This window comes from Rudaea sp. (assembly GCF_036383415.1).
Taxonomy (GTDB): domain Bacteria; phylum Pseudomonadota; class Gammaproteobacteria; order Xanthomonadales; family Rhodanobacteraceae; genus Rudaea.
On record NZ_DASVOK010000266.1, the window covers coordinates 1 to 10177 of the forward strand.

Annotated in this window: 12 protein-coding genes and 1 pseudogene; 8 read left to right on the plus strand and 5 right to left on the minus strand. The window is 65.5% G+C overall.

Annotation, left to right across the window (positions count from 1 at the left end):
- From VF497_RS09890 to VF497_RS09910, 5 genes and pseudogenes are all read left to right on the plus strand, one after another.
- Nucleotides 1-263, plus strand: a pseudogene (locus VF497_RS09890) (YgcG family protein); the annotation flags it as partial.
- 56 nt (nucleotides 264-319) lie between these two features.
- Nucleotides 320-1375 (plus strand): YgcG family protein, encoded by a 1056-nt coding sequence (locus VF497_RS09895; protein ID WP_330888177.1) that lies wholly within the window; start codon nucleotides 320-322, stop codon nucleotides 1373-1375.
- A 9-nt stretch (nucleotides 1376-1384) separates the two neighbouring features.
- A complete protein-coding gene (locus tag VF497_RS09900; RefSeq protein WP_330888179.1) occupies nucleotides 1385-1873 on the plus strand; it encodes a TPM domain-containing protein in 489 nt (162 codons plus the stop codon).
- 74 nt (nucleotides 1874-1947) lie between these two features.
- Nucleotides 1948-2808: a YgcG family protein gene (locus tag VF497_RS09905; RefSeq protein WP_330888181.1), complete on the plus strand. Its 861-nt coding sequence runs from the start codon at nucleotides 1948-1950 to the stop codon at nucleotides 2806-2808.
- 82 nt (nucleotides 2809-2890) lie between these two features.
- Entirely contained in the window at nucleotides 2891-3469 is a 579-nt protein-coding gene (locus VF497_RS09910) for an NnrU family protein (RefSeq protein ID WP_330888183.1), read from the plus strand.
- A gap of 18 nt (nucleotides 3470-3487) precedes the next feature.
- On the opposite strand, the gene VF497_RS09915 is transcribed toward VF497_RS09910, so the two are convergent.
- The gene (locus VF497_RS09915) at nucleotides 3488-5494 is read right to left on the minus strand and encodes a thioredoxin domain-containing protein (RefSeq protein ID WP_330888185.1); all 2007 of its coding nucleotides are present in this window, start codon (nucleotides 5492-5494) and stop codon (nucleotides 3488-3490) included.
- Nucleotides 5495-5604: 110 nt separating this feature from the next.
- On the opposite strand from VF497_RS09915, the gene lgt reads away from it, so the two are divergent.
- Genes lgt through VF497_RS09930 form a run of 3 tightly spaced genes read left to right on the plus strand, consistent with a single transcriptional unit; the run spans nucleotide 5605 to nucleotide 7798 of the window.
- Nucleotides 5605-6507, plus strand: a complete 903-nt coding sequence (lgt, locus tag VF497_RS09920; RefSeq protein WP_330888187.1) for a prolipoprotein diacylglyceryl transferase — start codon at nucleotides 5605-5607, stop codon at nucleotides 6505-6507.
- Nucleotides 6507-7301, plus strand: a complete 795-nt coding sequence (locus tag VF497_RS09925) for a thymidylate synthase (protein ID WP_330888189.1) — start codon at nucleotides 6507-6509, stop codon at nucleotides 7299-7301. The genes lgt and VF497_RS09925 overlap by 1 nt, the downstream gene beginning before the upstream one ends.
- Nucleotides 7301-7798 (plus strand): dihydrofolate reductase, encoded by a 498-nt coding sequence (locus tag VF497_RS09930; RefSeq protein ID WP_330888191.1) that lies wholly within the window; start codon nucleotides 7301-7303, stop codon nucleotides 7796-7798. Before VF497_RS09925 ends, VF497_RS09930 begins: the two co-directional genes overlap by 1 nt.
- 9 nt (nucleotides 7799-7807) lie before the next feature.
- On the opposite strand, the gene VF497_RS09935 is transcribed toward VF497_RS09930, so the two are convergent.
- The 4 genes from VF497_RS09935 to VF497_RS09950 all read right to left on the minus strand — a co-directional run.
- Complete coding sequence (locus VF497_RS09935) at nucleotides 7808-8656, minus strand: symmetrical bis(5'-nucleosyl)-tetraphosphatase (RefSeq protein ID WP_330888193.1); 849 nt, start codon at nucleotides 8654-8656, stop codon at nucleotides 7808-7810.
- 1 nt (nucleotide 8657) lies between these two features.
- Nucleotides 8658-9041, minus strand: coding sequence for a Co2+/Mg2+ efflux protein ApaG (gene apaG / locus VF497_RS09940; protein ID WP_330888195.1), 384 nt, complete (start codon nucleotides 9039-9041; stop codon nucleotides 8658-8660).
- A gap of 31 nt (nucleotides 9042-9072) precedes the next feature.
- On the minus strand, nucleotides 9073-9867 hold the full coding sequence (gene rsmA / locus VF497_RS09945; RefSeq protein WP_330888197.1) for a 16S rRNA (adenine(1518)-N(6)/adenine(1519)-N(6))-dimethyltransferase RsmA: 795 nt from the start codon (nucleotides 9865-9867) through the stop codon (nucleotides 9073-9075).
- Nucleotides 9864-10177 (minus strand): LysR substrate-binding domain-containing protein (locus VF497_RS09950; RefSeq protein ID WP_330888199.1); only part of this gene is annotated, 314 nt, incomplete at its 5' end. The genes VF497_RS09950 and rsmA, both read right to left, overlap by 4 nt.

Here is a 10177-nt window from a genome sequence, read left to right on the forward strand (position 1 = left end):
CACCGCGTGGCGGCCTCACCGCGCTCGTCGGCGGCGGTGCTGCGTGGCTGCTGTCCGGCGGCATCGTGCCGCTGGCGATCGGACTCGGCGTCGTCGGCCTCGTTCTCGGCCTGCTCGGCGGCGGCGGTGGCGGTTTTGCCAACCGCGGCGGCTGGGGTGGATTCCCGAGTGGAGGCTTCGGCGGAGGCGGTTTCGGAGGTGGTGGCGGCTTCAGCGGCGGCGGCGGTTCGTTCGGAGGAGGCGGCGCCTCTGGGAGCTGGTGAAGATGCGCGGCGCATTCGCAATTCCTGCGAGTGCTGGCGTGCGTCGATTGCTGTTCATGTTTTCCGGAAAGATCGGCCGCGTCACGACGCGGACGGCCGCCATTGGTCTCCTTTATGCGCTGACGTTGACGAGCGCGATCGCGCAGGACGGCCTGCAGTCGGTTCCGTTGCTTGCCGCGCGCATCACCGACACGACGGACACCCTCAACGCGCAACAGACGCAGGAGCTCGAATCCGAGCTGGCCGCGCTCGAACAGCGCAAAGGTGCGCAGATCGCCGTGCTGATCGTGCCGACCACGCAGCCCGAAGACATCGCGCCGTACGCGACGCGCGTATTCGAACAATGGAAACTGGGCCGCAAGGGCATCGACGATGGCGTGCTGCTGATCGTGGCCAAGGACGATCATCGCGTGCGCATCGAAGTCGGCCGCGGCCTCGAAGGCGCGATTCCCGACGCGGCTGCGGCGCGCATCATTCGCGAATACATCACGCCGAAGTTTCGCGACAACGACTATTACCTCGGTCTGCACGATGCGATCGCGGCGCTGACCTCTCTCGTCGACGGCGAATCCCTGCCGGCACCGCTCGATGGATCCGCATCGTCCGACGCGCAGAACGCATGGCCTTGGTGGTTCGTTATCCTTGCGATCGCGCTGATCGGCGGAGCGGTGGGAACGCCGGTTTCCGTGCTGTTGAGCGGTATATTCAGCATCTTTCCGATCCGGGTCGTGCCGATCGGCGCGCGGCGCGCGGCGGGGTTGCTCGTCGGGCCATTGGTTGTCGTCGGGTTGTACCTGTGGGCAAAACACGCGGGCGTCCAGTTGTACAACGCGGCGCCGGGGGATGTGCCGGTATTCACTCCGGTGGGCCTAGCCGGGATCGCGACGATCACCGCCTGGATGGGTTGGCTGGTTGCTCCGAAGGGCGCGTCGCAACAATGGGTCGGCGGCATGACCTGGGGTGAGCTATTCTCGAATCTCCTCGGTCTTGTCTTCAGTTTTCTGTTGGATGTGTTGCTCGGGGGCGGAGGGGGCGGCATTTCGAGCAGCGGGGGCGGTTTCAGCGGCGGCGGCGGAAGTTCGGGTGGCGGTGGGGCATCGGGCAGCTGGTAGGAGGACGATATGCGTTGGGCCAGACATCTCGTGGCGCATACACGCGTCAGCGCGCAGTTCCCGCGCGCGACGCTCGACGCGATCCATAAGGCGATCGCCGCCGGCGAGCGCCTGCACGTCGGACAAGTCTGCTTTGCGATCGAACACGCGATGCCGTTGCGCGACCTCGCGCGCAAGCGCACGTCGCGCGATCGCGCGCAGGAGGTATTCGCGCAATTGCGCGTATGGGACACCGAGCACAACAGCGGTGTGCTGATCTACGTACTGCTGGCCGAGCGCGCGATCGAAATCGTTGCGGACCGCGGCATTGCGGCGCGTGTCCCGCAATCCGAGTGGCAGGCGGTCTGCGATCGCATGCGCGAACGCTTCGCCGCGCGCGAATACGAGCGAGGAGCGGTCGAGGGCGTCGAGGCGGTCAGCGCGATTCTCGCCCGGCATTTTCCGTCCGACGGTACGCCGCGCCCGAACGAATTGTCGGACGAGCCCGTGCTGCTGTGATCGCGTTGCTCCGGTTCCTCCTCGCTCTATGCCTCGGTGGCGCGGCCGCGCTGGTTGTTGCAGCGACGGACGGGATGCAATCGGTTCCGCAACTTGGCGGGCGCGTCACGGACCAGACCCTGACCCTGGACCCGCCACAAAAGCAGACGCTCGAATCCGAACTTGCCGCGCTGGAACGCCGCAAGGGTTCGCAGATCGCGGTGCTGATCGTGCATACCACGCAGCCCGAGGACATCGCGCAATACGCGATCCGCGCATTCGACCAGTGGAAGCTCGGGCGCAAAGGCGTCGACGACGGCGTGCTGCTGATCGTGGCGAAAGACGATCGCCGCATGCGCATCGAAGTCGGGCGTGGCCTCGAAGGCGCGATACCGGACGCGGCGACTGCGCGCATCCTGCGCGACTACGTCAAGCCGAAATTCCGTGATGGCGATTTCTACGGCGGCATTCACGACGCGACCGGAGCGCTTGTCAAGTTGATCGACGGCGAAGCGTTGCCGTCTGTAGATGAGCCGTCGAAATCAAATATCCGATACAACAAAGACATCGTCGGCAATCCGCTGTTCATCGTGTTTGTCCTTGTGCTGCTGTCGATCGTTCTGCGCCTGTTGTTGTTCTTTCTGCCAACGCTGATCGGCGGACTTGTCGCTGGCGGTGCGAGCGCCGCCAGCGCGTGGTACTGGATGCAGGCAATGGACTGGACGACGCTCCCGTCGTTTTTCACGGCATGCATTAGCTTTCTGCTCGGGTTGATTCTTTGCCCGCAGCCTGGGGGGCGCTACGCGGGCGGCAGCGGTGTCGGCTCGTTCGACAGCGGCAGCGGTTCCAGCAGCAGTTCGAGTAGCGATAGCGGCAGCAGCTCCAGCTCCAGCAGTGACAGCTTCAGCGGCGGTGGCGGCGAGTCCGGTGGCGGTGGTTCTTCCGATAGCTGGTAGGGAATCTGCAGTATTCCCGGTAGCAATTCGGTGGTAAAACGGCGTGCAGGCGGCTCTCGAACCGGCTCACTGGCAGGTAACCATGACGATCCTGGTACTCGGTCTCATCCTGTTTCTCGGCGTGCACTCGGTGCGCATCGTCGCCGACGGCTGGCGCAGCCGCACAATCGCGCGCATCGGCGCGGCGCGTTGGAAGGGGCTGTACACCGCGGTATCGCTTATCGGATTCGTGCTCATCGTCTGGGGCTTCGTGCTCGCACGGCATGAGGCGCAATTGCTCTACGTGCCGGCAGCGACATGGAAGCATATGAATGCGCTGTTCACGCTGGTCGCGTTCGTGTTGTTCGCCGCGGCCAAAGTGCCGGGCAATCATTTCAAGTCGGTGCTAGGTCATCCGCAGGCATTCGGCGTGGCGGTCTGGTCGATCGGCCATTTGCTCGCGACCGGCATGCTGCACGATGTGGTGCTGTTCGGCAGCTTCGGCGTTTGGGGCGCGGCCGCGTTCTGGGCCGGTCGCGCGCGCGATGGCCGCGCCGGAACGACGTATCCCTCGGGCACTTGGCAGGGTGATGCGAAAGCGCTGGCGGGAGGCCTCGTTATCTGGGCGCTGTTCGCATTCTGGCTGCATGGCTGGCTGATCGGCGTCCAACCGTTCGGCTGAGCGCCATCGTCGATATTCCTACGGCAGGCGCAGCGCGCTCGCATCGCGCAGCGGCGCATCGCATTGTGTGCCGCGGCAGACGTAGGCGACGCCGCCGGCGATGTACGTTTGCGCGGCAATGGCACCCGGCAGATCCCCGGCATGGTCCGGGACGAAATACGCATCGATGCCGCGCGAATCGCCGGCGGCGCGCAGTGCGGCCTGCCACGTGTCGTTCTCTTCGACGGAGTCGAAGCGCACGACGACGAGCGTGCGCGGATGCAGGAAATCGTCGAGCGCGCGCTGCAGTGTCGCGCAGGCGGCCGGCATCTGCGTCATCGTCGCGTACGCGATGTGCAGGGTGCGTTCGGCCGCGTCCAGATAACGCGTTTCGCCAAGCAGGTGGCCGAGCCGCTGCAGCGCGCGCGCGGCGACGCCGTTGCCCGAAGGCAACGCTTCGTCGGCGAACGGTTTCGGACGCTGGATCAGCTTCTCGTGGTCGTGGGCGGTGAAGAAGAAGCCGCCATGCTCGCGATCCTCGAAGCGTTCGAGCAGCGTGTCGGCGAGCTGCATCGCCCAGGCGAGATCATGATCGCTCCAGCGGCATTGCAGGCATTCGAGCAGCGCATCGAGCAGGAAGGCGTGATCGTCGAGATAGGCTGGAAACCGTGTCGCGCGCTCTCCGGCGGCGGCGTACAGACGGCCGTCGCGCCACGCGCTCGCGTGCAGGCAGTCGAGCGCGTTGTCGGCGAGGCCCATTAGTGGCGGCGCTGCGAGCGAACGCGAGGCGCGCGCGATGCCGGCGATCATGAGTGCATTCCACGCAGTCAGAATCTTGTCATCAAGTCCGGGGCGGATGCGCTGTGCGCGTGCCGCGAACAATTTCGCACGGGCGCTGGCGAGGCGAGCTTGCGTTTCGCCCGGCGCTAGCGCCAGTTCGGCTGCGATTTGCGCAACCGGCATTGCGGCGACCGGATTCCACGCGTGATGCTCGAAGTTGGGCGGACGATCGAATCCGTAGCGACGTTCGGCCACGGCGAGTTCCTCGTCGTCCAGCAATGCGCGCACTTCCTCGCGCTGCCAGAGATAGAACTTGCCTTCCTCGTGCTCCGAATCCGCATCGAGCGCGCTGTAGAAGCCGCCAGCAGGCGTAGTCATTTCGCGCAGAAGCCAGGCGACCAGGTCGCGCGCGAGACCGGCATGGCCGGCTTGCTCTGCATACAACGGCAGCAACTGCGCGTTGTCGTAGAGCATCTTCTCGAAGTGCGGAATCTCCCAGCGCTCGTCGACGCTGTAGCGGCAGAAGCCGCCGCCGATCTGGTCGTGGATACCGCCTTCGGCCATGCGCGCCAGGGTCAGTTCTACCATCGCGCGCGCGTCGGCGGAGTCGATGTTGAGCAGCAGTTCCATCTCCGCGCAGTGCGGAAACTTCGGCGCGCCGAGATGGCCGCCATGCTCGCGATCAAAACCCTGCTCGATCTGCGCGAGTGCGGCGCGAATCGGTGTGTCGTCCAGCGCGCCGGCATGCGCATCGGATGCGTCATGGTTCGCGAGGAATTCGAGCAATGTTTCATTCTGCGCGCGCACCGCGTCGCGGCGCGTGTCCCAGAAGCCGCGCACCTGCTCGAGCACGTAGGCGAACGGCGGCATGCCGTAACGCGCCTCCTTCGGGAAATACGTTCCGGCGTAGAACGGGGCGAGATCGTCGGGCGCGAGGAACACGGTCAGCGGCCAGCCGCCGCCGCGCCGGGTCAAGGCCTGGTGTGCGAGCTGGTAGATCTTGTCGAGGTCGGGCCGTTCCTCGCGGTCCACTTTTATACAAATGAACTTTTCGTTCATGAGTCGCGCGGTCGCTTCGTCCTCGAAGCTCTCGTGCGCCATGACGTGACACCAGTGGCAGGCGCTGTAGCCGATCGAGAGCAGGATCGGCTTGTCCTGCGCGCGCGCCGCGACCAGCGCTTCGGCATTCCACGGCCACCAGTTGACCGGATTGTCGGCATGCTGGCGCAGGTAGGGGCTGGTTTCGGCGGCGAGGCGGTTTTTCATTCCGCAAGCCTACCCGAATCCGCTAGACTTGCCGCGCTAGCGAATCGTTGCGAGCAAAAATCGAAAAGCCGAAGATAAAATGAAAAGCCGGCTTTGCCGGCATGAACTGAATGTCGCCGTATTTTCACGATATCGATCCGATCGCGCTGCAGCTCGGCCCCGTCGCCGTGCACTGGTACGGCATCATGTACCTGCTCGGTTTCGCCGGTGCCTGGTTCCTCGGCGAGTACCGGCGCAAGCAGGGCAGGCTGCCGGTCAGTCACGAAGCGTTTTCCGATCTCGCCTTCTACGTCATGCTCGGCGTCATCCTCGGCGGGCGCATCTGGTACATGCTTTCCTACGTTTCGCTCGACTGGATAGTGCACGATCCGCTCGCGATCTTCCGCGTCTGGGACGGCGGCATGTCGTTTCACGGCGGCCTGATCGGCGTGCTGCTTGCCGGCTGGATCTGGTCGCGACGCAACAAGGTCCATTTCTTCGACACGATCGATTTCGTCGCGCCGCTCGTGCCGATCGGCCTCGGCCTCGGCCGCCTCGGCAACTTCATCAACGGTGAACTCTGGGGCAAGCTCACCGATCAACCGTGGGGCGTGATTTTCCCGAGCGCGCTCGAGGATTTGAACAAGACGCGTGCGGAACTGCATCAGATGTACTTGGCCGGCCAGCTCAACGGCCAGGCGCGGCATCCCTCGCAGCTCTACGAGTTCGCGCTCGAAGGCATGGTCATGTTCGCCGTGCTGTTCGTGTTCTCGCTGAAGCCGCGGCCGCGCTACGCCGTGTCGGGACTGTTCGCGCTGCTCTACGGCGTGTTTCGTTTCGCCGTCGAATTCGTGCGCATTCCCGACGCGCAGCTTGGCTATCTCGCGTTCGGCTGGCTGACGATGGGGCAGGTGCAGTCGCTTCCGCTCGTCATCATCGGCCTTGTGTTGCTGTGGATGTCGCGGCGCGCGCCGATCTTGCAACCCGACCCGGCCGCCGCCGACGTATCGGTATCGACGAAGGAAGCCGCCTGATGCGTCAATACCTCGACCTGCTGCGCCATGTGCTCGAACACGGCGACGAGAAAGCCGACCGTACGGGTACCGGCACGCTGTCGGTGTTCGGCTGGCAGATGCGCTTCAACCTCGCCGACGGTTTTCCGCTCGTGACGACAAAAAAGCTGCACACCAAGTCGATCGTGCGCGAGCTGCTCTGGTTCCTGCGCGGCGACACCAACATCGGCTATCTCAAGGAACACGGCGTCGGCATCTGGGACGAGTGGGCCGACGCGAACGGCGATCTCGGGCCGGTGTACGGCAAGCAGTGGCGCGCGTGGAGTATGCCTAACGGGAAGATCATCGACCAGATCGCGCAGGTGATCGAGCAGATCAAGGCGAACCCCGACTCGCGCCGCCTGATCGTCAGCGCATGGAATGTCGCCGACCTGCCGAAGATGGCGCTGCAGCCCTGCCATACGATGTTCCAGTTTCACGTGGCGAAAGGCCGCCTGTCGTGCCAGCTCTACCAGCGCTCCGGCGACATCTTTCTCGGCGTACCGTTCAACATCGCCAGCTACGCGCTGCTCACGCACATGATCGCGCAGGTCTGCGACCTCGAGCCGGGCGACTTCGTGCATACGCTCGGCGATGCGCATCTGTACAAGAATCACCTCGACCAGGCGCGCGAGCAATTGACGCGTGCGCCGCTGCCGCTGCCGCGACTCAAGCTCAATCCGGCGGTCACGTCGATCGACGATTTCCGCTACGAAGACATCGCGATTGAGGACTATCAGTCGCATGCGGCGATCAAGGCGCCGATCGCAGTCTGATGGGCCAGCCCATTTCCTTGATCGCCGCGCTCGACCGCAACTACGCGATCGGCCGCGACGGCGCGATGCCGTGGCATCTGCCTGACGATCTGAAGCGCTTCAAAGCGTTGACGCTCGGCAAGCCCGTGCTGATGGGGCGCAAGACCGCGCTCGCGATCGGGCGCGCGCTGCCGGGGCGCACGAATCTGGTGTTGACGCGCAGCGGCGACGCGCCGTCTGCCGGCCAGCGCGCGGTTGCCTCGCTCGACGAAGCGATCGCTGCAGCCGGTGACGACGAACTGGCGGTGATCGGCGGCGGAGAGGTCTACGCCCTGGCATTGCCGCGCGCGACGCGACTGCACCTGACCTGGATCGACACCGAGGCGCGCGATGCCGACGCGCATTTCCCGCGCTTCGATCCGGCGCAATGGCGGGAAACTTCGCGTGAGGCGCACAGCGCCGATGCGAGGCACGAACACGCCTTCACTTTCGTCGACTACGAAAGGATCGGCGATTAGCGACTGCGTTCAGTCGGCGTCCTTGCCGACCGGCTTGGGCCGCTTCGACTGGATCGCGATGAACTGCGGTTCCTCGCCGTCGAGGCGCAACGCGATCAGCTCGCCGCCCCAGACGCAGCCGCCGTCGATCGCATAGGTGCCCATGCCCATGAAGCGGCCGAGCGTCGACCAGTGGCCGCAGACGATGCGCATGTCGTGGCGCACGCGTCCGGGCACTTCGAACCACGGATACAGGCCCGGCTTCTGCGTGCCGGGCGCACCTTTTTCGGCGTAGGCGATGCGGCCGCGCACGTCGCAGTAGCGCATGCGCGTCATCACGTTGATCGTCGCGCGCAGGCGCTCGATGCCGCGCAGCTTCGGCGACCACTGATCCGGCTTGTTGCCGAACATCGCGAGCAGCAGGCGCTTGGCGCCGTCGCCGGCGAGGCGCTGCTCGACCTCGCGCGCGGCGCGTTCGGCACGATCGAGGGTCCAGCCCGGCGCGAAGCCGGCATGCACCATGGCGAAATCGAGCGCGCGGTCGACATGCAGCAGCGGGCGCGTGCGCAGCCAGCCGAGAATCGAATCGCGATCGGGCGCGAACAGCACTTCGCGCAGCTCGGGATTCGTCTTCGCCTGCGCCGCCTCCTCGCGCTCGGCGATCGCGAGCAGCGACAGGTCGTGGTTGCCGAGCACGACGATCGCGCTCTTGCCGAACGACTGCACCTGACGCAGCACGGCGAGCGATTGGCCGCCGCGGTTGACAAGGTCGCCGCAGAACCACAACGTGTCGCGCGAGGAATCGAAGCGGATTTTTTCGAGCAACTGGGCGAGTTCGTCGTAACAGCCCTGTACGTCGCCGATCGCGTAGACCGCCATTTCAGTGCACGGTCCGCGGAATCGACAGCGTGAACTGCGGGATCGCCGCATCGAAGCGGCGGCCGTCGTCGGCGAGCATCTGGTAGCTGCCGCGCATCGTGCCGACTGCGGTTTCGAGCACGGCGCCGGAGGTGTACTGGAAATCGTCGCCGGGGCGCAGCCACGGCTGTTCGCCGACCACGCCTTCGCCGCGCACTTCCTGCACCTTGCCGTTGGCGTCGGTGATGATCCAGTGGCGCGAGATCAGGCGCGCGGCGACGCGCCCGGTATTGGCGATGCGGATCGTGTACGAGAATGCGTAGCGGTTCGCGTCCGGCGTGGACTGGTCGTGCAGGAACTGCGTCTGCACGGCCACGCTGATCGCATAGGGGCTGTTGTCGCTCATGTCCGGATTGTGCGCAGGGGCGCTGAGCGAATCAACCTTTTGCCTGCAGATGCTGCGCCAGGGAGACGAACGTGGCAGGCGCCAACTGCTCGGCGCGCAAGCGCGGATCGATGCCCGCGGCGGCGAGATCGTCCGCATCGGCCACACCTTTCAACGCGTTGCTCAGCGTCTTGCGGCGCTGGCCGAACGCGGCGCGGACGACGCGGTCGATCATCTCGAAATCGGCCTGCGGCAGCTTGTCGGCCGGCAAGGGCGCCAGGCGCACGACGGCGGAATCGACCTTCGGCGGCGGCGCGAACGCGGTCGGCGGCACGTCGAACAGCGGTTCGACCGCGCAGCGCAGTTGCAGCATCACCGACAGCCGGCCGTAGGTCTTGCTGCCGGGGCCGGCGGCCATGCGCTCGACGACCTCTTTCTGCAGCATGAAGTGCATGTCGCGGATCGCCGCGGCCTGGTCGAGGCAATGGAACAGGATCGGCGTGGAGATGTTGTAGGGCAGGTTGCCGACGAGACGGATGGTGGCGCCGGCGGCGAGGGCGGTTATGTCCACTTCGAGCACGTCGCGATGCACGATCGTCAATTCGCCGACCCCGCTCGCGCGCTTGCGCAGCGGTTCGATCAGGTCGCGGTCGAGCTCGATCACGGTCAGGCCGCCGGCGGCGCGCAACAGCGGCAGGGTCAGCGCGCCTTCGCCCGGGCCAATCTCGACGATGCGCTCGCCCGGCTTCGGTGCCACATATTCCACAATGCGGCTTAGTATATTTTTGTCGTGGAGGAAGTGCTGGCCGAAGCGCTTCTTGGTGATGTGCGGGGCGAAGTCGTTCATGGCTTTCGAGTGGATCGGGTTTCGGGACAGTACATCGGCGGCGAGGCGCGCAGTTCTTCGTACAGCCATTCGCGGAACAGCAGCAGTGCCGGCTTGTCCGCATGCTGCGGCGGGTAGACGAGATGACAGGTGGCCGGCGAGGCCACGCGCTGCGCGAATGGCGCGATCAGCGAGCCCGCACGCAACTTGAGTGCGGTCAGCGAGCCGCGTGCGAGCACCGCGCCCTGGCCCTGGATCGCCGCCTGCAGGGCGAGTTCGGAGTCGTTGAACACCGGGCCGCGGCGCGGCTCGGCGATGTTGACGCCGGCTG

Excerpts from the sequence above, each read along its gene's own strand:
- VF497_RS09895 (WP_330888177.1), top strand. The coding sequence starts at position 320 with ATGTTTTCCGGAAAGATCGGCCGCGTCACGACGCGGACGGCCGCCATT.
- VF497_RS09900 (WP_330888179.1), top strand. The coding sequence starts at position 1,385 with ATGCGTTGGGCCAGACATCTCGTGGCGCATACACGCGTCAGCGCGCAG.
- VF497_RS09905 (WP_330888181.1), top strand. The coding sequence starts at position 1,948 with ATGCAATCGGTTCCGCAACTTGGCGGGCGCGTCACGGACCAGACCCTG.
- VF497_RS09910 (WP_330888183.1), top strand. The coding sequence starts at position 2,891 with ATGACGATCCTGGTACTCGGTCTCATCCTGTTTCTCGGCGTGCACTCG.
- VF497_RS09915 (WP_330888185.1), bottom strand. The coding sequence starts at position 5,494 with ATGAAAAACCGCCTCGCCGCCGAAACCAGCCCCTACCTGCGCCAGCAT.
- lgt (WP_330888187.1), top strand. The coding sequence starts at position 5,605 with ATGTCGCCGTATTTTCACGATATCGATCCGATCGCGCTGCAGCTCGGC.
- VF497_RS09925 (WP_330888189.1), top strand. The coding sequence starts at position 6,507 with ATGCGTCAATACCTCGACCTGCTGCGCCATGTGCTCGAACACGGCGAC.
- VF497_RS09930 (WP_330888191.1), top strand. The coding sequence starts at position 7,301 with ATGGGCCAGCCCATTTCCTTGATCGCCGCGCTCGACCGCAACTACGCG.
- VF497_RS09935 (WP_330888193.1), bottom strand. The coding sequence starts at position 8,656 with ATGGCGGTCTACGCGATCGGCGACGTACAGGGCTGTTACGACGAACTC.
- apaG (WP_330888195.1), bottom strand. The coding sequence starts at position 9,041 with ATGAGCGACAACAGCCCCTATGCGATCAGCGTGGCCGTGCAGACGCAG.
- rsmA (WP_330888197.1), bottom strand. The coding sequence starts at position 9,867 with ATGAACGACTTCGCCCCGCACATCACCAAGAAGCGCTTCGGCCAGCAC.